Raw genomic sequence first — 25,530 nt, 5'->3', positions numbered from 1 at the left:
TAGTGGCGGACTCAGCAGGATTCGAACCTGCGACCGCTCGGTTCGTAGCCGAGTACTCTATCCAGCTGAGCTATGAGTCCGCGATTGGCAGTTTTAAACCAGTTACCGCTGGTTGACTGAAGTAGCTTTGCAAGCAGAGCCACTTCAAGAAAGTGGCGGACTCAGCAGGATTCGAACCTGCGACCGCTCGGTTCGTAGCCGAGTACTCTATCCAGCTGAGCTATGAGTCCGCGATTGGCAGTTTTAGACCAGATACCGCTGGTTGATTGAAGCAGCCTTGCAAACAAAGCCACTTCAAAAGTGGCGGACTCAGCAGGATTCGAACCTGCGACCGCTCGGTTCGTAGCCGAGTACTCTATCCAGCTGAGCTATGAGTCCGTGTCTTGCCGCGCATTATAGGTCGCTGAAACATTTTTGCAAGAACGTTTTCGTTTAAAAACAACTACTTAGCGTTCTTACCGCTTACAGCGCCCTACGCAAATAATGGCGGTGAAGGGGGGATTCGAACCCCCGATACCCTTATGAGGTATACTCCCTTAGCAGGGGAGCGCCTTCGGCCACTCGGCCACCTCACCGCAACACGAGGCGAATATTAAAGAACCTCTTTCACCTTTGCAACCCTTTTTTTGAAAAAAACTTCAAAAAAATTAAAGGCTTGGCTCTTCATCCTTCTCCTTCTTGATCCGCAGGTAGATTTCCTCGCGGTGAACAGCCACTTCTTTCGGGGCGCTGACACCAATACGCACCTGGTTGCCTTTGACGCCGAGCACCGTCACGGTGATCTCGCCGTCTCCAATGATCAGGCTCTCGGCGCACCGACGAGTCAGAATCAACATAGCTTTCTCCTTACGCAAACATTCAGGGGTAACAGTCTTGGGTGTCAGGGCCGGTCGCGGACGACGACCTGGCCCTGGTTACGCGCCACACAGGGCAGGACAGGGCCTGCGTGGCGAGCAGAAACGCGAAGGGCGCGGCATCAGCCGCGCCCTTCCAGGCAGCGCCTTACTCGCCCTGTCGGGCAGGAGCATCAAGCTCGAACGCGGTATGCAGCGCGCGCACGGCCAGCTCCAGGTACTTCTCTTCGATCACGACCGAAACCTTGATCTCGGAGGTGGAGATCATCTGGATGTTGATGCTCTCCTTGGCCAGGGCCTCGAACATGCGGCTGGCCACACCGGCGTGCGAGCGCATGCCGACGCCAACGATCGAGACCTTGGCGATCTTGGTGTCGCCGATCACTTCACGGGCACCGATTTCGCGGGCGGTGTTTTCCAGCACGCTCTGCGCCTTCTCGTACTCGTTGCGGTGCACGGTGAAGGTGAAGTCGGTGGTGTTATCGTGGGCAACGTTCTGCACGATCATGTCCACTTCGATGTTCGAAGCGCTGATCGGGCCGAGGATCTTGAAGGCCACGCCCGGGGTGTCCGGCACGCCGCGAATGGTCAGCTTGGCTTCATCACGGTTGAAGGCGATACCGGAAATGATCGGCTGTTCCATGGATTCCTCTTCATCAATGGTAATGAGGGTACCCGGACCCTCCTTGAAGCTGTGCAGCACGCGCAGCGGAACGTTGTACTTGCCGGCGAACTCCACCGAACGGATCTGCAGCACCTTGGAACCGAGGCTGGCCATTTCCAGCATTTCTTCAAAGGTGATCTTCTCCAGGCGACGGGCCTGTGGCACGACGCGCGGGTCGGTGGTGTAGACGCCATCTACATCGGTGTAGATCTGGCACTCGTCAGCCTTCAGCGCCGCCGCCAGGGCCACGCCGGTGGTGTCGGAGCCACCGCGGCCCAGGGTGGTGATGCTGCCGTGCTCGTCGACGCCCTGGAAACCTGCAACCACCACCACACGGCCTTCCTTCAGGTCGGCACGAATCTTCTGGTCGTCGATTTGCAGGATGCGCGCTTTGTTGTGCGAGCTGTCGGTGAGAATGCGCACCTGGTTGCCGGTGTAGGACACCGCTGGCACACCACGCTTGATCAAGGCCATGGTCAGCAGGGCAATGGTGACCTGCTCCCCGGTCGACACGATCACATCCAGTTCACGCGGAACCGGCTGATCGGTAATCTGCTTGGCCAGGTCGATCAGGCGATTGGTTTCACCGCTCATGGCCGACAGCACAACCACCAGGTCGTCGCCCGCTTCACGGTGTTTCTTGACCTTTTCGGCAACCTGCTCGATCCGCTCGATGGAACCGACAGAGGTGCCGCCAAATTTCTGTACGATCAACGCCATTTCAATGGTGCCTCAGCCCATACAGGGCCCCAAAAAACAATCCAACATGAGGGGCGAGCGACTAGACCGCCCGCCCCTTCATCTCAAAGTCCCTGCTCTGCGAATGGCACGGCCAGCGCCAGGGCCTGGTCCAGTGCAGCGACATCGACGCCACCACCCTGGGCCATGTCCGGACGGCCACCGCCCTTGCCACCCACTGCCGCAGCGGCTTGTTTCATCAGATCGCCAGCCTTGAGTTGGCTGGAGAGGTCCTTGGTCACGCCGGCCACCAGCACGACCTTGCCCTCATGCTCGCTGCCCAGCAGGATCACTGCGTGGCCGAGCTTGTTCTTCAGCTGATCGACCAGGGCCAGCAGGGCCTTGCCATCCTGCCCATCCAGGCGGGCGGCGAGGACCTTGGCACCTTTGACCTCAACGGCCGCGTTGGAGAGATCGTCTCCGGCGGCGCTGGCAGCCTTGGCCTGCAGCTGTTCCAGCTGCTTCTCCAGCTGGCGGTTGCGCTCGAGCACAGCCGACAGCTTGTCGATCAGGTTGTCACGGTTACCCTTGACCAGTTGCGCGGCTTCCTTGACCTGCTCTTCGGCAGCGTTCAGGTAGGCCAGCGCAGCGGCGCCGGTGACTGCTTCGATACGGCGCACGCCAGAGGCCACGCCGCCTTCGCTGATGATCTTGAACAGGCTGATATCACCGGTGCGCTTGGCGTGGATACCGCCGCACAGCTCCACCGAGAAATCGCCGCCCATGCTCAGCACGCGCACGGTGTCGCCGTACTTCTCACCGAACAGCGCCATGGCGCCTTTGGCCTTGGCAGTTTCGATGTCGGTCAGCTCGGTTTCAACGGCGGAGTTCTTGCGTACTTCGCGGTTGACGATGTCTTCCAGCTGCTTGATCTGCTCCGGCTTCACCGCTTCAAAGTGGCTGAAGTCGAAACGCAGGCGCTGGCTGTCGACCAGCGAGCCTTTCTGCTGTACGTGCTCGCCCAATACCTGGCGCAGCGCTTCATGCAGGAGGTGGGTGGCCGAGTGGTTCAGCGAGGTGGCGTGCTGCACCTCGGCATCGACCTTGGCCTCGACCGGCGAACCGATCAGCAGCGCACCGCTGGCAACCACACCGTGGTGCAGGAAAGCGCCGCCGGTCTTGGTGGTGTCGCGCACGTCAAAGCGTGCCGCGCCAGCCTGCAGGAAACCGCTGTCACCCACCTGGCCACCGGATTCGGCGTAGAACGGCGTGCGGTCGAGCACGACCACGCCCTGCTCGCCTTCACCCAGCTGGTCGACGGCCTGGCCGTCCTTGTACAGGGCGATGATCTTGCCTTGGCCTTCAGTGGTGTCGTAACCGAGGAACTCGGTGGCACTGTCAACCTTGACCAGGCTGTTGTAGTCCATGCCGAAGGCGCTGGCCGAACGGGCACGCTCGCGCTGGGCGTCCATTTCACGTTCGAAGCCGGCTTCGTCGATGGTCAGCTCGCGCTCACGGGCGATGTCCGCAGTCAGGTCCATCGGGAAGCCGTAGGTGTCATACAGTTTGAACACCACGTCGCCCGGTACCACGTTGCCTTGCAGCTGGGCCAGGTCCTGCTCGAGGATGCGCAGGCCCTGCTCCAGGGTCTTGGCGAACTGCTCTTCTTCAGCCTTGAGCACGCGCTCGATGTGCGCTTGCTGGCTGTTCAGCTCCGGGAAGGCTTCGCCCATCTCGGCGACCAGGGCGGCCACGATCTGGTAGAAGAAGCTGCCCTTGGCACCCAACTTGTTGCCGTGGCGGCAAGCGCGGCGAATGATGCGGCGCAGCACGTAGCCACGGCCTTCGTTGGACGGCAGCACGCCGTCGGCAATCAGGAAGCCGCACGAACGGATGTGGTCGGCGACCACTTTCAGCGAGGCCTGGCCGTCATTGCTGCAGCCAATGGCCTTGGCTGCGGCGGCCAGCAGGTTCTGGAACAGGTCGATCTCGTAGTTCGAGTGCACGTGCTGCAGCACAGCGCTGACGCGCTCCAGGCCCATACCGGTGTCTACCGATGGCGCTGGCAGCGGGTGCAGCACGCCGTCGGCGGTGCGGTTGAACTGCATGAAGACGTTGTTCCAGATCTCGATATAGCGGTCGCCGTCTTCTTCTGGCGAGCCGGGTGGGCCGCCCCAGATGTCCGCGCCGTGGTCGTAGAAGATTTCGGTGCACGGGCCGCACGGGCCGGTATCGCCCATGGTCCAGAAGTTGTCGGAGGCGTAAGGGGCGCCCTTGTTGTCGCCGATGCGCACCATGCGCTCGGCTGGCACGCCGACTTCCTTGGTCCAGATGTCGTAGGCTTCGTCGTCAGTGGCGTAGACGGTGACCCAGAGCTTTTCCTCGGGCAGGTTCAGCCATTTTTCCGACGTCAGGAAGGTCCAGGCGAAGGTAATAGCGTCGCGCTTGAAATAGTCGCCGAAGCTGAAGTTACCCAGCATTTCGAAGAAGGTATGGTGCCGCGCGGTGTAGCCGACGTTTTCCAGGTCGTTGTGCTTGCCACCGGCGCGCACGCACTTCTGGCTGCTGACCGCACGGGTGTAGGCACGCTTCTCCGCGCCGAGGAAGCAGTCCTTGAACTGGTTCATGCCTGCGTTGGTGAACAGCAGGGTCGGGTCGTTGTTCGGAATCAGCGAACTGGAGGCGACTCGGGTATGTCCCTGCTCTTCGAAGAAGCGAAGGAAGGCTTCACGGATTTCTGCGCTTTTCATAGGTTCTTCCACGGAAACGGCGGCCGTTTGGGCTAATACGTCGAATCGACGAAACGACGGCAAAGGGCGCCATTATATCCAGCCTGAACGGGAGATACAGTGTGTTTGTACACCAGAACAGCAATCGGCGGGTGAAAAGCCGTTCACGGACAGCGCCAAAGCCGCTCTGCAGGCCTGCCAGGCCCCCGCTGGCTGTACATAAGCAACACCTGAAGCCCCCGGCCCAACGAGATGCTGCCCCTCCATCCTTGATGCCGGAGCACATAATGCCTGAGCTGAATCTGTCCAAACTCCACTCGGACCCACACCCGGTAGCCCCCGGGACTACCCTGGCCAACCCTAACCCCATCTATTACATCGACGATCGCCAACCTGGTCATGGCCAGGCCGCCTTCGACAATGCAGACAACCCACAGCAGCAGACCGAGGTCAGGTACTTCCAGGGTGACGAAAATGTCCGAATCACTCTGGAGCGCACTTATCCACTGGGTCGACGCTACCGTCGAGTCACACAAAGCAGCGAGTTGCTGGTTTTCGGCGTAGCCCCACGCGACCTGCGTTCGGGTGAGCAGCAAAAGCGCGTGCGTATTGCCGTACGCGAATGCCTGCTGGAGGTGACCATCAACGATGCAGTCTTCATGGTCGCCGCGCGTACGGCTGAAGCCATTGCCATTCGCCTCACTGACGGGCAGCACTCCGTGGTCATCGCCCCAGAGGTGAAAAAACCGGTACTGATCGACATGATTGGGAACAACAACAGAATCGAGACAGGCGCAGGCATCGTCCACATCGATGCGCACACAGGCATGCACCAGATTGTCGTCGGTAGCGGCCCGGTGTTCATCGACAAGGGTGACGCGATTGTCAACGTCACCGGTCATTGCCTGCTGGGCCAGGCCTCGTCCAAGAGCGCGCTCTATCGCAATACAGAAGACGACGCACGGCTGGCCCAACCTGTAGCAGCCGAATATCAGGCGCTGGGCAGCATCGGCGTGCAAGTGACCGGTAGCGATGAATTCAGGCAGTCAATCGAGGATGCGCTGGAGTTGATGCGCAAACTACCCTGTGGCCAGGCGCTACTGGCAGGCCTGGATCACAAAGCCGGGCAGTCTGGAAACCCGATCAACGTGACCGAAGCGTCCAGGCACCAGCTCACCACTTATACACCCAGCGACAACGAACAAGATGAAGACGAAGACCACTTCATAATCGACGAAAGCCGCAGCAGCTGGGGCTACAGCGGCGGCACCCTCACATACAACCCCAACTGGTCGACCACTGCACAACTGCCACTGCTCGACCTGTATCGCTGCCTGTGCCAAGGCTGGAACTCGATGACGGGAACCGTCTTTCCGGGCCAGACAGAGGTTCAAGGCAAAAATGGCGCTTACCCGGTAGACAACCTGCAGCTACAAAGCATCGGCTTGCCCACCGACCGCACGTTCAAGTTTGACACCAGCACCGCTCTGAACACCAACCCACCCGCCTTCACCGAGAACGGGCTACGTCAGGCGCTGCAGCTGGAGCTTCGCACACAGCCTTGAGCCCCATCCATTGCGGCCAGCTCAGCCTAGTCGCTGACCAGAGTCGGGTACGATGAGAATCCCTGCCCTGAGGCCATTCTTGACCTTGGGGTTGGGGAAGATGATGCGCGCGCCCTCCTCCTCGACCACCCAACGCATCTCGGCCAGGTCTTCGGCCAGCAGGTAGCCCTTGCTCAGCTCGGAGAAGTTCTCGATGTTCGCCGGCAAGTGCAGGTGGAAACTGTCGCTGTGCTTGATGATCTCGCGGGAGACACTGAACAGCTGCAGGCCGTCCAGCGAGCCTTGGTCTTCTGGCTCGGTGTCTTCGATGATGCGGATCAGCCGTTCTTCAAGCTTGTCCAGGTTGACCTGCTCGTTCTGGCCGAACGGGCGGGCCTTGCCCAGTTCCAGGGTGAAGGCTTCTGCTTCCAGTTTTTCGTAGGTAAAGGCACTGAAGGTGATCGACGACTTGCTCTGCAGCAACACCGCCTCCATGCCCGCTGCCGCCAGCCGCGCCAGCTCGCGACGGGAATGCTTGCGCCCTTCTTTATAAGGGTACAGCGCGAATTGCTCAATCTTGGAACCACGGATAGCCGTATGCAGGTCGTAGTGCAGGCGGTTGCGCCCCGGCTTGCTGAAGAACACCCGGGCAAACTGTTCCAGTTCGGCAGCACGCAATGCCTCGAAGCCGCTGGACAGCTCGTGGCGGCCGTTGAACAGGCGGTTGATGTCCTGCTCGATAAAGCGCTCGCCCTTGCGGATAGCAGCCGGGTTGCCGAACAGGAACAGCAGCCGCGCCTTCGGCTTGATCGTGCCGTTGGCCACGCCGTGCAGCAGCCGTTCCAGCAATTCGATCGGTGCCGTTTCGTTGCCGTGGATGCCAGCGGACAACAGCAGGTCCAGCCCGCAATCCTCGCTCTCGGCCGGGCGCACCTCAAGCGCGCCCTCCCCCAGCCAGCGCAAACGCGCGCCCTTGGGTGTCACTTGGGTCTTCTCGGCCGGTTCGTGATCGGTGAGGGTCAGCTCAAGCAATTTGCCAAGGGCAAGCATAGGAACTTCCTTAGTGTGTGTGGCCGCAGTCGGGGCCATGGACGTGATCGTCGTCTTCGCCAACTTCAGCCGGTTCCATTTCCAGCTGCAGGCTGACCAGGTTGGTGGCCATCGGGCGCAGCAGCAGGTTGGCGTACTCGGTGTCGTTTTCGTCAACATCCACACCGATCAGCAGCTGGCCACGGCCGTCCTGCTGAATCCACACTTCCTTGCCTTGCCACACCACGGCGAAACGGGTGCAGGAGGTTTCCAGCTGGGTGCCGTCTTCATCTTCAAGGATCAGGCGCAGGGCGTCGGTCATTACAATTCTCTCTTCAAGGTTGGCGTTGGAACGGGTACACCGAGCCCAACTTCAGGATCTGGGTCAATTCGTCCAGTGCCGTACGGCACTCAACCAGCAACTGCGGGTCGGCCAGGTCCGCCTCGACGAGGCGGTCGCGGTAGTGCTTGTCGACCCACTGCAGCAAGGTGTCGTACAGCGGGGCGGTCATGATAACGCCTTGGTTGACCGCCGCCAGTTCCGTTTCCTTCAAAGCCACGCGCAAACGCAGGCAAGCCGGGCCACCGCCGTTCTGCATGCTCTGCTTGAGGTCGAAAACCTTGACCTCCTTCACCGCGCCACCCTGGCGGGTCAGCTGGCCCAGGTACGCCCAGACCCGCTCGTTGTTGCGGCATTCTTCCGGCACCACCAGCAGCATGGAACCGTCGTCGCAGCTGAGCAGCTGGCTGTTGAACAGGTAGGAACGCACTGCGTCCTCCACCGCCACCGCTGCCCGTGGTACGCAGATGGCCTGGAAGTTGCCACCCTTGCTGGCCAGTTTAGCTCGCAGCTGGCCAAGTACTGTGTCGGTGTCGAGGAACGCGTCCTCGTGGTAGAACAGCACTTCGCCGTTGCCCACCGCAATCACGTCATTGTGGAACACACCTTGGTCAATCACTGCCGGGTTCTGTTGAGCGTAGACCACACCGTCATCGCTCAGCCCGTGCAGCCGGGCCACCGCCTGCGAGGCCTCCAGGGTTTGCCGGGCCGGGTATTTCTGTGGCGCCGGGTAACGGCTGTCGAACGCACTGCGGCCATAGACGAAGAACTCCACGCCTGCCTCGCCATAGTCACGGCAGAAGCGCGTATGGTTGGCCGCGCCCTCGTCACCGAACTGTGCCACGGCCGGCAGCGCCGCGTGGTGGGCAAAGTGTTTCTCGTTGTTGAACATGGCGCCCAGCACGCGGCTGGTGGTCGGGTGTTCGATGCTGCGGTGGTATTTGCAGTTGAGGTTGGCGGCGGTGAAATGTACGCGGCCATCGGCGGTGTCGGCGCTGGGGCTGACCGTGGCAGCGTTGGCCACCCACATGCTAGACGCCGAGCAGCTGGCTACCAGCAGCGGCATGGCCTCCTTGGCGGCGCGCTGGATGACTTCGGCATCGCTGCCGCTGAAGCCCAGGCGGCGCAGCGCGGCTACATCCGGGCGCTCCTGCGGCGCCAGCACGCCCTGCTTGAAGCCCATGTCGGCCAGGGCCTTCATCTTCGCCAGGCCCTGGCGCGCGGCTTCGCGCGGGTTGGACCCCTGCTGGCTGTTGCTTTGCGAAGCCACGTTGCCGTAGGACAGGCCGCCGTAATTGTGGGTAGGCCCCACCAGGCCATCAAAATTCACTTCATAGGATTTCATCGGCTAGGCTCCGTGACCTGTTGTTATAGGGTGACGCCCGGCGTCAGGGTCGCCGGCAAGGCAAGGCTGGCGGTCTCCAGCGAAGCCACGGGGTAAGCGCAGTAGTCGGCCGCATAATAGGCACTGGCGCGGTGGTTGCCGCTGGCACCCACGCCGCCGAACGGCGCACTGCTGGCGGCACCGGTCAGCTGCTTGTTCCAGTTGACGATGCCGGCGCGGCTGCGCAGCCAGAAGTACTGGTAGCGGGCGCGCGAGTCGGACAACAAGCCTGCAGCCAGGCCGTACTGGGTGTTGTTGGCTTCATCGATGGCAGCATCGAAGTCGGCGTAGCGGATCACCTGCAGCAGCGGGCCGAAGAACTCCTCATCCGGGCGCCCAGCCACCGCGGTGACATCAACAATACCCGGGGTCAGCAGCGCGGCATCGGCCTGCGGCTGGGTCATTTCCAGCAACTTTACGCCACCGTTGGCGGCCAGCTCGGCCTGTGCCGCCATCAGCGCCCGCGCCGCCTGCAGCGAAATGACCGAGCCCATGAACGGCGCCGGCTGTTCATCGAACGCCCCCACCGTGATGGTTTTACAGACCTCGACCAGGCGCGCGATCAGCGCATCCCCCCAGGCACCTTGCGGTACCAGCAGGCGCCGTGCGCAGGTGCAGCGCTGGCCAGCGGAAATGAAGGCCGACTGGATAATGGTGTACACCGCTGCATCGATGTCCTTGACCTCGTCCACCACCAGCGGGTTGTTGCCACCCATTTCCAGGGCCAGGATCTTGTCTGGGCGGCCGGCGAACTGCTGGTGCAACAGGTTGCCGGTGCGGCTGGAGCCGGTGAAGAACAGCCCATCGATACCCGGGTTGGCAGCCAGCGCCACGCCGGTTTCGCGCGCGCCCTGCACCAGGTTCAGCACCCCCGCAGGCAGGCCGGCGGCGTTCCAGCAGTTGACGGTCAGTTCGGCGACCTTGGGCGTCAGCTCGCTGGGCTTGAACACCACGCAGTTGCCCGCCAGCAGTGCCGGCACAATATGGCCGTTAGGCAAGTGGCCGGGGAAGTTATAGGGGCCGAACACCGCCACCACGCCATGCGGCTTGTGCCGCAGCACTGCCGTGGCATCGGCCAGCGGGCCGCTCTTTTCACCGGTGCGCTCACGGTAGCTTTGCACCGAGATCGCCACCTTGTTGATCATGCTGGTGACTTCGGTCGCCGATTCCCACAGCGGCTTGCCGGTTTCCTCACCAATGCACTGGGCCATGGCTTCGGCATGCGCTTTCAACTGCGCAGCAAATTTTTCCAGCACATCGATACGCGCCTCCAGGCTCAGTTGCGCCCAGGCCGGGAATGCCTGGCGGGCTGCTTTTACGGCAGCGTCAACCTGGCTGGCGTCGGCACCCTGCCCTTGCCAGATCACGGCCTGGGTCACCGGGTTCAGCGACTGCAGGGTTTCGCCCTGGCCAGCCTGCCAATTGCCCGCAATGTAATGCGTGGTCATTTACTGGGCCTCCCGGCTAGCCGACAGCGGCACGGCGCGCACGTTGTCGCCAGCGCCCATGCGCAGGCGCTTGGCGGTCAGCGGGTCGACCACCAGGGTGCCGGCGGCCAGCCGCGCAGGTGCCGCTGTGATGCGGCAGTCGTCGCGCTTGCGGTTGTGGATGATGTAAGGGGTGGCGTCATCGCCCGGCGTACCGATTGCCAGCACCAGGGTCTGGCTTTCGCGCACGGCACGGATCTTGGCGGTGTCGCATTCGATGGCGGGGCCTGCGTCGAAAATGTCGACGTAGCCCTGGTAGTTGAAGCCTTCCTGCTTGAGCATGGCCAGCGCCGGCTCGGTGTCCTTGTGCACGCGGCCAATTACGCTGCGCGCCGCCTCGGACAGGAAGCAGGTGTACAGCGGGAACTTGGGCATCAGTTCGGCAATGAACGACTTGTTGCCTACGCCGGTCAGGTAATCGGCCTGGCTGAACTCCATCTTGAAGAAGTGCCGGCCCAGGCTTTCCCAGAACGGCGAGCGACCCTGCTCGTCAGACATGCCACGCATTTCGGCGATGATCTTCTTGCCGAACAGCTCAGGGAACTCGGCGATGAACAGCATGCGCGCTCGCGACAACAGGCGGCCATTCAGGCCGGAGCGGTAGTCGCTGCGCAGGAACAGCGAGCACAGCTCGGAGTTGCCCGTCAGGTCGTTGGCCAGGAACAGCGTGGGGATTTCGCGGTAGATCTTCAGCTCCTGCGAAGCACTGACCGTCAGGCCGACCCGGTAGTTGTACCAGGGCTCACGCAGGCCGACGGCACCGGCAATGGCACTGATGCCCACCACCATGCCCTCGTCGTTTTCGAGCACGAACAGGTAGTCGGTGTCGCCACGCTCGGCTTCGCCACGGAAGCTTTTTTCCGCCCAGCCAACACGATGCCCCAGGCGCTCTTCGTTGGCCGGCAGCGTGGTCAGCCCGGTGGTGCCGGTGCTGCGTGCCAATTCGATCAACGCAGGCAAATCGCTGCTGCGTACAGGACGAACGATCATGCTATCTCCTTGTGCGGCGGCATCGGCCGGCGCGAAACTCTGCTAACGCATCAATCCCGAAACGTCTGTTGCCAGACCTCAGACCGCCACCAGGCGCACGCTGGCACCCTCGCCCACGCCCAGCGCGTCGGCTGCTGCCACGCTCAGGCTGACCGGCTTGCCAGGCACCCAGTCGAGGTCCAGCAGCACCGCGCGGTAGTCCTGCAGCTGGCCGTTGCATACCAGATACGGGCGCCCGCCCTTGGCCGGCGCCTCTTCGATCTTTACCGGCACTACCCGGCTCTGGGCGATCGAGCGGATGCCCGAGGTGCGGGCATGCAGGGTCGGGCCGCCGTCGAAGATGTCGATGTAGTGCTCGGTCTCGAAGCCTTCGCGCATGAGGATGTCGAAGGTGATCTGCGCCCGCGGGTGCACCTGGCCCATGGCTTCCTGCGCCAGGTCAGGCAGCAGTGGCACGTAGATCGGGTAGTGCGGCATCAGTTCGGCAAGGAAGGTACGGCTCTTCAGGCCGCACAGGCGCTCGGCATGGGCATAGTTGAGGTCGAAGAAATTGCGGCCGATGGCATCCCAGAACGGCGATTCGCCCTGCTCGTCGCTGTAACCGACGATCTCGGTCACCACCGAGTCGGCGAAGCGCTCCGGGTGCGCAGCCATGAACAGCAGGCGGCCGCGCGAATTGAGCTCGGCCCAACCACTGTTCACCAGCTCTGGCAACACATAGAAGCTGGTCAGCAAGCTGTTGCCGGTCAGATCGTGACACAGCGACAGCACGTGAATCTTGTTGTGGATCTTCAGCTCGCGCGAGGCGTGCACAAAGGTCTCGTTACGAAAGCTGTAGAACGGCTCGGAGTAGCCCGCTGAAGCAACGATGGCCGAGCAGCCGGCGAGCTTGCCGGTTTCGCTGTCTTCGAGCACGAAGAAGTAGCTTTCCTCACCGTTGAAGCTGACCTCGGCGGCGAAGGAAGTCTCGGAGGCGGCAATCTTGTCGCCCAGGCGAGCCGTGTCGTCCGGCAGCGAGGTGACACCAATGGGGCTGTCTGCAGCCATGCGCTGCACTTCGTTCAGATCAGCCATTTGCGCGGGGCGCATCACCAGCATGGTGTCACTCCTTTGGAATACGGGCCGCTCATGGCGGCACGGAAAAACGGCAGGCGCATGTGCACCTGCTGTGGAATCGGGTATCGCCGGCCTGGTACAGCCTTGGCTGGGGCCGGCGAAGGGACCGCAGGCGGATCAGCCTTGGGTCAGGGTGGCCACGGCGCGCTCGAAGCGGTCCAGGCCTGCATCGATATCGGCGTCTTCAACCACCAGGCTTGGCGCAAAGCGAACCACATCCGGGCCGGCCTGCAGCACCATCACGCCTTCTTTCTCGGCGGCGTTGAGTACGTCCTTGGCCTTGCCCTGCCAGGCTTCGGTCAGCACGCAACCCAGCAGCAGGCCAACACCACGTACCTGACTGAACAGGTTGTACTTCTGGCCGATCTGCTCCAGGCGGGTTTTGAAACGCGCATGCTTGGCCTTGATGCCAGCCAGGGTTTCCGGTGTGTTGACCACATCCAGCACGGCGCAGGCAACGGCGCAGCCCAGCGGGTTGCCACCGTAGGTGGTGCCATGGGTGCCAACGGCCAGGTGCTTGGCCAGCTCGGTGGTGGTCAGCATGGCGCCAATCGGGAAACCGCCGCCCAGGCTCTTGGCGCTGGTCAGGATGTCCGGGGTCACGCCATAGTGCTGGTAGGCGTACAGCGAACCGGTACGGCCCACGCCCGTCTGCACTTCGTCGAAGATCAGCAGGGCGTTGTGCTCGTCACACAGCTTGCGCGCGCCTTCCAGGTAGGCCTTGTCGGCCGGTACCACGCCGCTCTCGCCCTGGATCGGCTCAATCACCACGGCGCAGGTCTTGTCGGAAATCTGTGCCTTCAACGCTTCCAGGTCGTTGTAAGGCACGTGGCTGATACCGGTGATCTTCGGGCCGAAGCCGTCGGAATACTTCGGCTGGCCGCCGACGCTGACGGTAAACAGGGTACGGCCGTGGAAGCTGTTCACGGTGGCGATGATTTCGTGCTTTTCCGGGCCGAAGCGGTCATGGGCAACCCGACGGGCCAGCTTGAAGGCAGCCTCGTTGGACTCGGCCCCGGAGTTGCAGAAGAACGCACGGTCGGCAAAGGTAGCGTCCACCAGCTTGTGCGCCAGGCGCAGGGCCGGCTCGTTGGTGAAAACGTTGGAGACGTGCCAGAGGGTGTTGGCCTGCTCGGTCAGGGCCTTGACCAGCGCCGGGTGGCAATGGCCCAAGGCGTTGACCGCGATACCGCCGGCAAAGTCGATCAGCTCGCGACCGGACTGGTCCCAGACACGGGAACCCTCGCCTCGCACAGGAATGAAGGCCGCCGGAGAATAGTTGGGGACCATGACCTGGTCGAAATCGGCACGTTGCACCGGGGCTTGCTCAACGGACATCTGAGTCTCCTGAAGAGGAACGCTGGCCTGGAAGTGGCGAGCGATGGGGGGATTGTAAGGACTGATCCGCGCCTGTCCTTGCGGCCAAGCGACAACTTGTTACAGCGCAAAACCCAGTTTTGACAAGGCTTTCGGCAATGCGACAAACACTGTCGCAATCGCGCAGTGTACGGGAATGTTCGCCGGTATTCTTGTGGTGCCTGACAGATCGAGCGCCGCCCGCGCGGCGCTTCGCGGCACAAGGCCGCTCCCACATTTGTTTCGGGCCAGTCCCTCCTGCACCCACCGGCGCGCGCCCCCCCCTTGGCGCATGCCTGGAGATTGATGAAGAGCAGCAGCACCCCCTTCGATATCGAAGGGAACAAACAAGGCGGACAGAGGTGACTTAGCAGGATGGACTGGCCCGAAACAAATGTGGGAGCGGGCTTGCCCCGCGAAGCGCCGCGCGGGCGGCGCTCGATTTCGGCCCCACCATCAAACCCAAGGCATGCACCCCAGGCCCAATCAAAATCTCAGCCCTTTTCAGCAGGCGCCGAACTCAGCTCGAACGGGCTGCTACTACGCCGCTGGTTGCGGTCTTCCCGCGGCGTAGCCCCAAAGAAGTTGCGGTACGCACTGGAAAAATGCGGCCCCGAGGAAAAACCACAGGACAGCCCGATCTGGATGATCGATTTGCTGGTCTGCATCAGCATCTGCCGCGCCTTGTTCAGCCGCAGCTCGAGGTAATACTGGCTCGGTACGCGGTTCAGGTACTGCTTGAAGATGCGCTCCAGCTGCCGGCGCGACACGCACACATGCTGGGCGATTTCGTCGGTGGTCAGCGGCTCTTCGATGTTGGCTTCCATCAACAACACCGCCTGGGTCAGCTTGGGATGGCTGGAGCCCAGGCGATTCTGCAGCGGAATGCGCTGGCGCTCGCCACCCTCACGGATGCGCTCGACCACCAGCTCTTCCGACACCGCCCCTGCCAGCTCCGCGCCATGGTCACGGGCCAGCACTGCCAGCAGCAGGTCGGTCACAGCCATGCCGCCGCAGGCGGTCAGGCGGTCGCGGTCCCAGTCGAACAGGTGACTGGTAGCGATGACCTTGGGGAAGCGTTCGGCAAAATCATCCTGCCAGCGCCAGTGCACCGCCGCCCGGTAACCCTCGAGCAGGCCCAGCATGGCCAACGGATACACCCCGGCAGACAGGCCACCGATCATGCAGCCACTGCGGGCCAGTTGCTTGAGTGCCGTTGACAAGGCAGCACCCAACGCCGCAGGCGGCTCGTCAGCCAGCAGGAACAGCTTGTGGCAACCTTCCAGCCGGCCGTTCCACGGCTCGCCCGGCAAGCGCCAGGCACCTTCCGGCGCTGGCTCGGCCTGCAGGAAAGCCAGTTCATAGACCACATCCGGGTGCACCCGCTGCGCCACCTGCAACACTTCCTCGGCCAGCGCCAGGGTCAAAGCCCTGGTGCTGGGCCAAATGAGAAAACCGATTCGCTGGGTGGTCATAGGGTACGGGTCCGAAACCTGATGTCGTTCGAGTCTGTGCGCCGGGTCAGGCTGCGCTCGCCGCGCAGCATGCCCTATTCTGGTGCAAAAATGCAGCTTTTACTTCAGGCTGCCGGAGAGGAACTGCTTCAGGCGCTCCGACTGCGGGTTGGCCAGCACTTCACGGGGGCAGCCGGTTTCTTCCACCAGGCCTTTGTGCAGGAACACCAGTTGGTTGGACACCTCACGGGCAAAACCCATTTCGTGGGTGACCACCACCATGGTCCGGCCTTCCTGGGCCAGCGCCTGCATCACCTTCAGCACGTCGCCGACCAGCTCCGGGTCGAGCGCCGAGGTCGGCTCGTCGAACAGCATAACCTCTGGCTCCATGGCCAGCGCACGGGCAATTGCCACACGTTGTTGCTCACCACCGGACATGTGCCCCGGGAAGGCGTCCTTGCGGTGGGCGACACCGACCTTGGCCAGGTAATGCTCGGCCTTTTCCAGGGCTTCCTTCTTGTTTACGCCCAGCACGTGCACCGGCGCTTCGATGATGTTTTCCAGCGCGGTCATGTGTGACCACAAATTGAAGTGCTGGAACACCATCGACAGGCGCGAGCGCATGCGCTGCAGTTGGCGCGGGTCGGCAGCCTTCAGCGCGCCGTCCTTGCCGGCGACCAGCTTCAGCTCCTCGTTGTTGAGCAGGATCTTGCCGGCGTGCGGCTGCTCCAGCAGGTTGATGCAGCGCAGGAAGGTCGACTTGCCCGAACCGCTGGAGCCGATGATGCTGATGACGTCGCCGGCCTTGGCCGCCAGCGACACACCCTTGAGCACTTCATGGCTGCCGTAGCGCTTGTGCAGGTCTTGGACTTCGAGTTTGTACATGCTGTCGATTCTCACAAAGCGGTCAGTGCTTGCGCGGCGCCAGGTAGCCGAGCCAGCGGCGTTCGGCCATCTTGAACAGGCGCACCAGGATGAAGGTCAGGCACAGGTAGAACACGCCCGCCGTGATATAGGCCTCGAAAGGCAGGTAGTACTGGGCATTGACCGTGCGTGCCGCACCGGTGATGTCGATCAGGGTGACGATCGACGCCAGGCTGGTGGTCTGCAGCATCATGATCACTTCGTTGCTGTACTGCGGCAGTGCCCGGCGCAGGGCCGATGGCAGCAGGATGCGGCGGTACATTTTCATGCGCGACATGCCCATCGCCTTGGCCGCTTCGATCTCGCCATGCGGCGTAGCCTTGAGGCTGCCGGCGATGATCTCGGCGGTGTAGGCACTGGTGTTGATACCGAACGCCAGGCACGCGCAGAAGGTGGCGCTGGACAGCAGCGGCCAGAAGATACTCTCGCGCACCGCCTCGAACTGGGCCAGGCCGTAGTAGATCAGGAACAGCTGCACCAGCATCGGCGTGCCGCGGATCACGTAGGTGTAAAGCCACGCAACAAGGTTGACCACAGGCTGCTTGGAGACCCGCATCAGCCCCAGGGGAACGGCCCCGAGCAGACCGAAGAACAGGGAAATCGCCAGCAGTTTGAGGGTGGTCAGCAGGCCGCCGAAGTACATCGGCAGCGCCTCCCAGATGACGTTGTAATCGAAGATCATAGTTCAGCCACCTTGACGCCTACCGAGTAGCGGCGTTCCAGATACTTCAGGGCCAGCAGCGAGACACTGGTCAGCACCAGGTACAACGCCGCCACCGCCAGGAAGAAGGTGAAAGGCTCGCGGGTGGCGTCGGCCGCCTGTTTGGCCTTGAACATCATGTCCTGCAGGCCGACGACCGAGATCAGCGCAGTGGCCTTGGTCAGTACCAGCCAGTTGTTGGTGAAGCCCGGGATTGCCAGGCGAATCATTTGCGGCACCTGAATGCGGAAGAACACCTGGCGCGGGCTCATGCCATAGGCCATGCCGGCCTCGGCCTGGCCCTTGGGAATGCCCAGGAAGGCACCGCGGAACGTTTCCGACAGGTAGGCGCCAAAGATGAAGCCCAGCGTGCCGATACCGGCGATCAGCGGGTTCAGGTCGATGTAGTCTTCGTAGCCGAGCAGCGGCGCCACCCGGTTGATGATGTCTTGCCCGCCGTAGAAAATCAGCAGGATCAGGACCAGGTCCGGAATGCCACGGATCACCGTGGAATACAGGTCACCCAGCCAGGCCAGCCAGCGCACCGGCGACAAGCGCAGCGCCACACCGATCAGGCCGAGTACGATGGCCAGGGCCATCGACGACAGGGCGAGCTGTAGCGTCAGCCACGCCCCGTCGAGGATGACTGCCCCGTAGCCTTTCAACATGATGAGGTCCTCGACCTAAAGAATGAAAAATGGTGCAAACCTCAGAGCCTCTGCTGTTTGCACCATTGCACAGGTGAAACCCGACGTCTTAGTTCGAGTCTGGACCGTAGATGTCGAAGTTGAAGTACTTCTTCTCGATTTCTTTGTACTTGCCGTTGGCACGGATGGCGTCGATGGCCGCGTTGATGCGGTCGACGTTGGCCTTGTCACCCTTGCGCACGGCAATGCCGATGCCATCACCGAAGTACTTGGCGTCGGTGAAGGCCGGGCCTACGAAAGCAAAGCCCTTGCCGGCGTCGGTTTTCAGGAAGCCGTCTTCCAGCAGGGTGGCGTCCGCCACGGTGCCATCGAGGCGACCGGCTGCCACGTCCAGGTAGATTTCGTTCTGGGTGCCGTAAGGCACGACGGTGGCACCCTTGGCGCCAAGCACTTCCTTGGCGAAGCGGTCGTGGATCGAGCCACGCTGCACGCCGATCTTCTTGCCCTTGAGTTCATCCAGGCTGTCGCTGACGGTGGTGCCGTCTTTCATGACCAGGCGCGCCGGGGTCAGGTAGTAGCGCTTGGTGAAGTCGACCGACTTCTTGCGGTCGTCGGTGATCGACATGGACGACAGGATGGCGTCGATCTTGCGCACTTTCAGCGCCGGGATCAGGCCGTCGAATTCTTGCTCAACCCAGGTGCACTTGGCTTTCATCTCTTCGCACAGGGCGTTGCCGATGTCGTAGTCGAAGCCGGCGATGCTGCCGTCGGGTTGCTTGAAGGCGAAGGGTGGGTAAGCGGCCTCGATGCCGATTTTCAACGGTTTTTCATCGGCCTGCGATACCAGGGAAAACACGGACAGCGCCAGGGCGCCAAGCAGTGCGAGCTTCTTCATCAGGTAACTCCATCGGTACGGGGCAATACAAGGCAGGTAACGGCTGCCCGATATGCGAATGGGTACAACGCGAGCCGCGCAGGGTTCGACCAAGGCCGCATACCACGAGCGAGTGAGTGGCATTTTAACGACAGCCCGGTAGTCGATATTTCTTCAAAGCGACAACTACTTACAGAAGCGCTTGAAACCGCCGCGGGCGATGTTGACAGCTATTGCAAAACATGCAAGAGCGCAAGAAATAGAACCTATAGACCTAGCAATTCCTGGGCCTATTATTGGCAAAGCCTTGTACGACGGCAAGTGTAGCGTGCTGTGTTGCACAAAATGACGGCACAAATGCACCGAAACGAGCCCGTTTTGTTTCCTGGCGCCCCGATAGTGTGCGGGAGCGGTGACAGAACGGTTACCGATGGTTGTCGGGTAACAGTAAAGCAAAAACCCCGCCGGTTGCCCGGGCGGGGTTATGGGTGGCTGCACCAACCTGTGGGAGCGGGCGCGGCCCTGCTATCAGGCCGAAGCCAGGTTCATCGCCTTGTGGGTATCGATCAGGTGCTGCACTACGCCCGGGTCGGCCAGGGTCGAGATGTCGCCCAGCGCGTCGTACTCACCGGTGGCAATCTTGCGCAGGATGCGGCGCATGATCTTGCCCGAACGGGTTTTTGGCAGCCCCGGCGCCCACTGGATCACATCCGGCGAGGCGATCGGGCCGATTTCCTTGCGCACCCAGTTTTTCAGTTCCAGGCGCAGCTGTTCGTTGGCCTCGACACCGGCATTGAGGGTGACATACACATAGATGCCCTGCCCCTTGATGTCGTGCGGCACACCGACCACCGCAGCCTCGGCCACCTTCGAATGCGCAACCATTGCGCTTTCGATCTCGGCAGTGCCCATGCGGTGCCCGGATACGTTGAGCACGTCGTCCACACGGCCAGTGATCCAGTAGTAGCCGTCCTCGTCGCGACGCGCACCGTCACCGGTGAAGTACATGCCACGGAAGGTCTTGAAGTAGGTATCGACGAAGCGGTCGTGGTCGCCGTACAGCGAACGCGACTGGCCCGGCCAGGAGTCGAGGATCACCAGGTTGCCTTCGGCAGCACCGTCGATCAGGTTGCCCAGGTTGTCGACCAGCGCCGGCACCACGCCGAAGAACGGGCGGGTCGCCGAACCCGGCTTGAGGCCGGTAGCGCCCGGCAGCGGGCTGATCAGGATGCCGCCAGTCTCGGTCTGCCACCAGGTATCGACGATCGGGCAACGCTCCTTGCCTACCGTCTTGTAATACCAGTTCCAGGCTTCGGGGTTGATCGGCTCACCCACCGAGCCCAGCAGGCGCAGGCTGGAGCCATCGGCCCCCTCAACGGCGGCCTGCCCCTCGGCCATCATGGCGCGGATGGCGGTTGGCGCGGTATAGAGGATGTTGACCTTGTGCTTGTCGACGATCTTCGACACACGGGTGATGTCCGGGTAGTTGGGCACACCCTCGAACAGCAGGGTGGTGGCACCGTTGGCCAGCGGGCCGTAGACGATATAACTGTGACCGGTGACCCAGCCCACGTCGGCGGTGCACCAGTAGACCTCGCCCGGGCGGTAGTCGAACACGCGCTCATGGGTCAGCGCGGCATACACCAGGTAACCGCCGGTGGTGTGCAGCACACCCTTCGGCTTGCCGGTGGAGCCAGAGGTGTAAAGGATGAACAGCGCTTCCTCGGCACCCATTTCCTTCGGTGCGCAGTGGCTGGAGGCCACTTTCATCAGGTCTTCGTACCAGATGTCGCGGTGCTGGTGCCAGGCAATGTCGCCGCCGGTGCGCTTGCACACGATGATCTTCTGCACGCTGTTGGTTTCCGGGTTGGTCAGCGCCAGGTCGACGTTGGCCTTGAGCGGGGTACGACGCCCACCACGCAAGCCTTCGTCGGCCGTGATCACCACCTTGGACTTGCAGTCGATGATACGGCCGGCCAGCGCCTCGGGCGAGAAACCGCCGAACACCACCGAATGGATTGCGCCGATACGGGCGCAGGCCAGCATGGCGACCACGGCTTCGGGAATCATCGGCATGTAGATGGTGACCACGTCACCGCGGTGCACGTCCTGGCCACGCAGGGCGTTGGCAAACTTGCAGACTTGCTCGTGCAGTTCGCGGTAGGTGATGTTGCGGTGCTCGGAAGGGTCGTCGCCCTCCCAGATGATGGCCAACTGGTCACCGCGCTCTTCGAGGTGGCGGTCCAGGCAGTTGGAGGAAACGTTCAGAGTGCCGTCGGCGAACCATTTGATATCGACGTGGTGGTCGTCGAAGGAGGTCTGCTTGACCTTGGTAAACGGCTTGATCCAGTCGATACGCTGGGCCTGCTCGCGCCAGAAGCCGTCCGGGTTGATCACCGATTGCTGGTACATGGCCTTGTAGGTGGCCTCGTCGGTCAGGGTAGTGGCCGCAACCTCGGGACGAACGGGATACAGTGGAGCCGCACTCATCTGTGTTACCTCGGTGTAATAGTTGTTTTTGTATGGAACCGTTTGTAACTGTACCAGAGCGCCAAAAGCCATTCGACGTTGGTAGTAATTTGGTACGCCCGTTCCGGCAGAGCGCTCTGGCATGCGCATTACAGCCCGAACAGCGAGGAAAGAAAGGGCTTGATGGGGGATTGTTACAGATTCTGTCAAAACACTTTATCAAAAGACCCACTGTTTCAGCCTTGTTCACCGCCCTAAAATTCACCTCGCCAGCAACGGCAAGGCGATTAACAACTGGTAACAGCCCCCACGAAGGCAAGCGTTAATCCCCCCTCTAAACACGCTAGTTAAAACTTGCTGTACTCGCGGCGCCATAAGCGCCGCGTGCCCCCTCACGACCTTAGACAGGTAAATAGAAAATGAAAGCTTTACTGGTATTGGTACTTGGCAGTCTTTGCGGCGCGGCGATGGCCGGCGAAGCCAAAGATGCCGAGCAGATTCCGGTTGAACAATACAGTTACTCGCAGCACCTGGACATTGCCCGCGTCATCTCGATGAGCGAAGTGCCCAATGTGTGCGAAGTCGTGCCAGCCCGCATGACCTACGAGGACTCCCAGGGCCAGAAGCACATTCTCGAATACCGCGTGATGGGGAACGGCTGCTCTAACGGCTGATACCTTGTGAATTGGGGGCCCTGCGGGCCCCATTCGCGACACAAGGCCGCTCCTACAGGTATTGCGCAGGTTTCAAACCAGGTGCAATACCTGTAGGAGCGGCCTTGTGTCGCGATAGGACTGCGAAGCAGTCCCAAGCTTGCGGCCCGACAACTAATCTCCAGACTTGTTAAGCGAATAATCCCTTAACTTGTTGGCAATAGTGGTATGCGAAACCCCCAATCTTTTCCCCAGCGCCCGGCTACTGGAAAACTCGCCCATCAAACTTTCCAGCACCGCTTTTTCAAAGCGCCCTACAATCTGCGAAAGATCCCCTTCCAGCGAAAACTCACCCAGCGGTTGGCGCACGCCATAATGCGGCAACCGTATATGCTCGCTCTTGACCACGCCGCCCTCGCATAACGAAACTGCCTGGAACAATACGTTTTCCAACTGCCTTACATTGCCCGGCCAATGGTATTGCCCAAGTTTGTCCATTGCCGCCGGCGCCAGCCGTGGCAGGGCACAGCCGATCTGCCGGCTGGCCTGGTCAAGAAAGTGCTGCACCAGCCCTTCCAGGCCATCCATGCATTCGCGCAAAGGCGGAATGTGCAACGACAATACGTTGAGGCGGTGGTACAGGTCCTGGCGGAACTCACCCCGGGCACACAACTCGGACAAATCCACCTGGGTCGCACAGATCACCCGCACGTCCAGGTAGACCTCTTCATCGCTGCCAACCCGGCGGAAGCAGCCGTCCTGCAGGAAACGCAACAATTTCACCTGCAGGCGCGGGCTCATTTCCCCTACCCCGTCGAGGAACAGCGTGCCACCGGCGGTCAGCTCCAGCAGCCCGAGCTTGCCCTCGGCCCGCGCCCCTTCGAATGCCCCGGGGCCGTAACCGAACAATTCGGTCTCGGCCATCGACTCGGGCAAGCCGGCGCAGTTCAGCGCCATCAGCGGCGACTGCCCGCGGGGGCTGGCCAGGTGACAGGCGCGCGCCAGCAACTCCTTGCCAGTGCCGGTCTCGCCCTCGATCAGCAATGGCGCATCCAGCGGCGCCATGCGCCGCGCTTCGCGCACCACGGCAGCCATCACCCGCGAACTCTGGAAGATGCTGTCGAAGCCGCGCAGCTCCTGCTTGCGCACGTTATAGATGCGCTCGCCAATACGGTCGGCGCGGTGCAGGGTAAGCACGGCACCGGCCAGCGCTTCGCTCTCGTCATGCTCAGACTGCAGTGGCGCAATATCGGCCAGGAACACATCCCCCTTGACCTTGATGCGCAGGCCATTGATGCGCGACTGGTTGGCCCGCACCAACTCCGGCAGGTCGAAGTCTTCTACGTAACGCGCCAGCGGCATGCCCGGCACCTCGTCCACGCGTACGCCCAGCAATTGTGCGGCAGCGCGGTTGGCTGCAACGATGCTGCCGCCCATGTCAACCGACAGCACCGGGAAGTCCAACGCCCCCAACAGTGCATTCAGCTCCATGTGCCGGCGCTCGCTGGGCATCAGGCCCACGCGCTTGACGCCGAACACCCCGGCAATGGCCTCGAACTTAGGCCGCAAGGCCTGGAACTGCAGATTGATCAGGTTCGGGCAGTGCAGGTAGATGGCATTGCCATGGTCGCCACCCACCTCGCCGCGCAGCACGTTGATGCCGTACTCCACCAGCAAGTTGAGGATGTCGCGCAGGATGCCGATGCGGTTTTGGCAGTGCACTTTGATGCGCATGAAGGCTCTCGTGGCGCCAATGTTTTTCAACACCGCGCAGAAAAGTCGTAAAGATAAGCTGACAAAAACAGGGTAACCATCAGCCAGATGCCTCGGATTTTCCGACACCTGGCCATTTTTGTAAAATTATCGTTACGAAAACAAGGTATCAACCCTTGGCCACACTTGCTTGCCCTCGTGCAAAGCAGCGCGCGAAGGGATATTCCTAAGGCATGCCCTGCACATAACAAGAAAAGCCCTCACCAGGAGAGCCTTATGAAACAGACGCAATACGTGGCCCGCGAGCCCGATGCGCATGGTTTTATCGATTACCCGCAGCAAGAGCATGCGGTGTGGAACACCTTGATCACCCGCCAGTTGAAAGTGATCGAAGGCCGCGCGTGCCAGGAATACCTGGACGGCATCGACCAGCTGAAGCTGCCGCATGACCGCATTCCGCAACTGGGCGAAGTCAACAAGGTGCTGGGCGCCACCACCGGCTGGCAAGTTGCCCGGGTACCGGCACTGATCCCCTTCCAGACCTTCTTCGAGCTGCTGGCCAGCAAGCGTTTCCCGGTTGCCACCTTCATCCGCACCCCGGAAGAGCTGGACTACCTGCAAGAGCCCGATATCTTTCACGAGATTTTCGGCCACTGCCCGCTGCTGACCAACCCTTGGTTCGCCGAATTCACCCACACCTACGGCAAGCTCGGCCTGGCCGCGACCAAGGAACAGCGCGTGTACCTGGCGCGCCTGTACTGGATGACCATCGAGTTCGGCCTGATGGAAACCGCACAGGGCCGCAAGATCTACGGTGGCGGCATCCTCTCGTCGCCGAAGGAGACCGTCTACAGTTTGTCTGGCGAGCCTGAGCACCAGGCCTTCGACCCGATCGAGGCCATGCGCACGCCCTACCGCATCGACATCCTGCAGCCCGTGTATTTCGTGCTACCGAACATGAAGCGCCTGTTCGACCTGGCCCACGAAGACATCATGGGCATGGTCCACCAAGCCATGCAGCTGGGCCTGCACGCCCCGAAATTTCCACCCAAGGTCGCCGCCTGAGCGACCTTGCCGATAACAACTCGAACCGGAAAACACCTCATGAATGCCTTGAACCAAGCCCACTGCGAAGCCTGCCGCGCCGACGCCCCGAAGGTCACCGACGAAGAGCTGGCCGAACTGATCCGCGAAATCCCGGACTGGAACATCGAAGTACGTGACGGCCACATGGAGCTGGAGCGCGTGTTCCTGTTCAAGAATTTCAAGCACGCCCTGGCGTTCACCAATGCCGTGGGCGAAATCGCCGAGGCCGAAGGCCACCACCCGGGGCTGCTGACCGAATGGGGCAAGGTGACCGTGACCTGGTGGAGCCACTCGATCAAGGGCCTGCACCGTAACGATTTCATCATGTGTGCGCGGACTGACAAGGTGGCGGAAACGGCTGAAGGCCGTAAGTAAGTAACAAGAAAGGGCCGCTTCGCGCCCCATTCGCGGGACAAGCCCGCTCCCACAGAGACCATGCCTGCACAGGCTTGTGCGCGATATCTGTGGGAGCGGGCTTGTCCCGCGAATGGGGCGCGAAGCGGCCCTTTTTCATGTGAAAATTGTGCGCTGTTCGCCCGCAAAACCGACAAACGAACGGGAAAAAATTCAAACTGTCATCCAGACTTGTGTATCCTGCCCCAGCTTTGTGAAGCTCCAAACGCGCCTGGCGCAGACTTTTCACTCACACTTGCGAGGAACGACGAGATGCATGAGATCCCGAATCTTCCCTTCCCAAGCCTGAACCCAGAAGAGCCAACCGTTACCGTCCACGCCGAGCCGGCAGTTGCCGCCGAGCAGGATGGTGACGATCAATCCAGCGCTGACCAGGAATAACTGCGCACCCCCGACTGTGTGAAAACGGCTGACCTGCGGGCCAC

Annotated in this window: 22 protein-coding genes and 4 tRNA genes; 5 read left to right on the top strand and 21 right to left on the bottom strand. The window is 61.7% G+C overall.

What is annotated here, in order from left to right:
• Positions 1 to 3: 3 nt before the first annotated feature.
• The 7 genes from ACI2KG_RS14000 to alaS form a co-directional block, all read right to left on the bottom strand.
• Positions 4 to 80 (bottom strand) — tRNA-Arg (locus ACI2KG_RS14000).
• Positions 81 to 153: 73 nt separating this feature from the next.
• Positions 154 to 230, bottom strand: a tRNA-Arg gene (locus tag ACI2KG_RS13995).
• A gap of 71 nt (positions 231 to 301) precedes the next feature.
• Positions 302 to 378 (bottom strand) — tRNA-Arg (locus tag ACI2KG_RS13990).
• A 106-nt stretch (positions 379 to 484) separates the two neighbouring features.
• Positions 485 to 575 (bottom strand) — tRNA-Ser (locus ACI2KG_RS13985).
• Positions 576 to 647: 72 nt separating this feature from the next.
• Positions 648 to 836 (bottom strand): carbon storage regulator CsrA, encoded by a 189-nt coding sequence (csrA, locus tag ACI2KG_RS13980; protein ID WP_003254503.1) that lies wholly within the window; start codon positions 834 to 836, stop codon positions 648 to 650.
• Between the two features lie 166 nt (positions 837 to 1,002).
• A complete protein-coding gene (locus ACI2KG_RS13975; RefSeq protein WP_201204924.1) occupies positions 1,003 to 2,238 on the bottom strand; it encodes an aspartate kinase in 1,236 nt (411 codons plus the stop codon).
• Positions 2,239 to 2,321: 83 nt separating this feature from the next.
• Positions 2,322 to 4,946 (bottom strand): alanine--tRNA ligase, encoded by a 2,625-nt coding sequence (alaS, locus tag ACI2KG_RS13970; protein WP_404662303.1) that lies wholly within the window; start codon positions 4,944 to 4,946, stop codon positions 2,322 to 2,324.
• Positions 4,947 to 5,212: 266 nt separating this feature from the next.
• Here alaS and ACI2KG_RS13965 point away from each other — a divergent pair, with 266 nt between their 5' ends.
• The gene (locus tag ACI2KG_RS13965; RefSeq protein ID WP_404662302.1) at positions 5,213 to 6,490 is read left to right on the top strand and encodes a M91 family zinc metallopeptidase; all 1,278 of its coding nucleotides are present in this window, start codon (positions 5,213 to 5,215) and stop codon (positions 6,488 to 6,490) included.
• 21 nt (positions 6,491 to 6,511) lie between these two features.
• Here the strand turns inward: ACI2KG_RS13965 and astE are convergent, their stop codons facing one another.
• The 13 genes from astE to acs form a co-directional block, all read right to left on the bottom strand.
• The gene (astE, locus tag ACI2KG_RS13960; protein WP_404662301.1) at positions 6,512 to 7,519 is read right to left on the bottom strand and encodes a succinylglutamate desuccinylase; all 1,008 of its coding nucleotides are present in this window, start codon (positions 7,517 to 7,519) and stop codon (positions 6,512 to 6,514) included.
• Positions 7,520 to 7,529: 10 nt separating this feature from the next.
• Complete coding sequence (locus tag ACI2KG_RS13955; RefSeq protein ID WP_404662300.1) at positions 7,530 to 7,820, bottom strand: topoisomerase II; 291 nt, start codon at positions 7,818 to 7,820, stop codon at positions 7,530 to 7,532.
• Between the two features lie 13 nt (positions 7,821 to 7,833).
• Positions 7,834 to 9,183 (bottom strand): N-succinylarginine dihydrolase, encoded by a 1,350-nt coding sequence (gene astB, locus ACI2KG_RS13950; protein ID WP_404662299.1) that lies wholly within the window; start codon positions 9,181 to 9,183, stop codon positions 7,834 to 7,836.
• Positions 9,184 to 9,206: 23 nt separating this feature from the next.
• Positions 9,207 to 10,670 carry a succinylglutamate-semialdehyde dehydrogenase gene (gene astD / locus ACI2KG_RS13945; RefSeq protein ID WP_404662298.1) on the bottom strand — a complete coding sequence of 488 codons (1,464 nt, stop codon included), beginning with the start codon at positions 10,668 to 10,670 and terminating at the stop codon, positions 9,207 to 9,209.
• Complete coding sequence (astA, locus tag ACI2KG_RS13940; RefSeq protein ID WP_400613703.1) at positions 10,671 to 11,699, bottom strand: arginine N-succinyltransferase; 1,029 nt, start codon at positions 11,697 to 11,699, stop codon at positions 10,671 to 10,673.
• 78 nt (positions 11,700 to 11,777) lie between these two features.
• Positions 11,778 to 12,797, bottom strand: a complete 1,020-nt coding sequence (gene aruF / locus ACI2KG_RS13935) for an arginine/ornithine succinyltransferase subunit alpha (RefSeq protein ID WP_404662297.1) — start codon at positions 12,795 to 12,797, stop codon at positions 11,778 to 11,780.
• A gap of 135 nt (positions 12,798 to 12,932) precedes the next feature.
• Positions 12,933 to 14,153, bottom strand: coding sequence for an aspartate aminotransferase family protein (locus ACI2KG_RS13930; protein ID WP_404662296.1), 1,221 nt, complete (start codon positions 14,151 to 14,153; stop codon positions 12,933 to 12,935).
• 512 nt (positions 14,154 to 14,665) lie between these two features.
• Complete coding sequence (argR, locus tag ACI2KG_RS13925; RefSeq protein ID WP_404662295.1) at positions 14,666 to 15,646, bottom strand: transcriptional regulator ArgR; 981 nt, start codon at positions 15,644 to 15,646, stop codon at positions 14,666 to 14,668.
• A gap of 99 nt (positions 15,647 to 15,745) precedes the next feature.
• Positions 15,746 to 16,510: an ABC transporter ATP-binding protein gene (locus ACI2KG_RS13920; protein ID WP_016711851.1), complete on the bottom strand. Its 765-nt coding sequence runs from the start codon at positions 16,508 to 16,510 to the stop codon at positions 15,746 to 15,748.
• 22 nt (positions 16,511 to 16,532) lie between these two features.
• On the bottom strand, positions 16,533 to 17,231 hold the full coding sequence (locus tag ACI2KG_RS13915) for an ABC transporter permease (RefSeq protein ID WP_400613692.1): 699 nt from the start codon (positions 17,229 to 17,231) through the stop codon (positions 16,533 to 16,535).
• On the bottom strand, positions 17,228 to 17,917 hold the full coding sequence (locus ACI2KG_RS13910; protein ID WP_400613690.1) for an ABC transporter permease: 690 nt from the start codon (positions 17,915 to 17,917) through the stop codon (positions 17,228 to 17,230). Before ACI2KG_RS13910 ends, ACI2KG_RS13915 begins: the two co-directional genes overlap by 4 nt.
• 88 nt (positions 17,918 to 18,005) lie before the next feature.
• On the bottom strand, positions 18,006 to 18,791 hold the full coding sequence (locus tag ACI2KG_RS13905; RefSeq protein ID WP_012273569.1) for an ABC transporter substrate-binding protein: 786 nt from the start codon (positions 18,789 to 18,791) through the stop codon (positions 18,006 to 18,008).
• Between the two features lie 507 nt (positions 18,792 to 19,298).
• Positions 19,299 to 21,260 carry an acetate--CoA ligase gene (gene acs / locus ACI2KG_RS13900; RefSeq protein ID WP_400613688.1) on the bottom strand — a complete coding sequence of 654 codons (1,962 nt, stop codon included), beginning with the start codon at positions 21,258 to 21,260 and terminating at the stop codon, positions 19,299 to 19,301.
• Between the two features lie 398 nt (positions 21,261 to 21,658).
• Between acs and ACI2KG_RS13895 the strand changes: the two genes are divergently transcribed.
• Entirely contained in the window at positions 21,659 to 21,913 is a 255-nt protein-coding gene (locus ACI2KG_RS13895) for a DUF2790 domain-containing protein (RefSeq protein WP_003254526.1), read from the top strand.
• Positions 21,914 to 22,066: 153 nt separating this feature from the next.
• On the opposite strand, the gene ACI2KG_RS13890 is transcribed toward ACI2KG_RS13895, so the two are convergent.
• Positions 22,067 to 23,626 carry a sigma-54-dependent transcriptional regulator gene (locus tag ACI2KG_RS13890; RefSeq protein WP_404662294.1) on the bottom strand — a complete coding sequence of 520 codons (1,560 nt, stop codon included), beginning with the start codon at positions 23,624 to 23,626 and terminating at the stop codon, positions 22,067 to 22,069.
• A 255-nt stretch (positions 23,627 to 23,881) separates the two neighbouring features.
• On the opposite strand from ACI2KG_RS13890, the gene phhA reads away from it, so the two are divergent.
• The 3 genes from phhA to ACI2KG_RS13875 all read left to right on the top strand — a co-directional run bounded on the left by phhA (position 23,882) and on the right by ACI2KG_RS13875 (position 25,486).
• Positions 23,882 to 24,670 carry a phenylalanine 4-monooxygenase gene (gene phhA / locus ACI2KG_RS13885; protein ID WP_404662293.1) on the top strand — a complete coding sequence of 263 codons (789 nt, stop codon included), beginning with the start codon at positions 23,882 to 23,884 and terminating at the stop codon, positions 24,668 to 24,670.
• Between the two features lie 39 nt (positions 24,671 to 24,709).
• On the top strand, positions 24,710 to 25,066 hold the full coding sequence (locus ACI2KG_RS13880) for a 4a-hydroxytetrahydrobiopterin dehydratase (RefSeq protein ID WP_003254532.1): 357 nt from the start codon (positions 24,710 to 24,712) through the stop codon (positions 25,064 to 25,066).
• A 291-nt stretch (positions 25,067 to 25,357) separates the two neighbouring features.
• On the top strand, positions 25,358 to 25,486 hold the full coding sequence (locus tag ACI2KG_RS13875; protein ID WP_400613678.1) for a hypothetical protein: 129 nt from the start codon (positions 25,358 to 25,360) through the stop codon (positions 25,484 to 25,486).
• The last annotated feature ends 44 nt before the right edge of the window (positions 25,487 to 25,530 follow it).

The organism is Pseudomonas sp. NPDC089407 (assembly GCF_044900445.1).
Classification (GTDB): Bacteria; Pseudomonadota; Gammaproteobacteria; order Pseudomonadales; family Pseudomonadaceae; genus Aquipseudomonas.
Note: the sequence above shows the minus strand (reverse complement) of the source record. Positions and strands in the feature narration are given on the sequence as shown.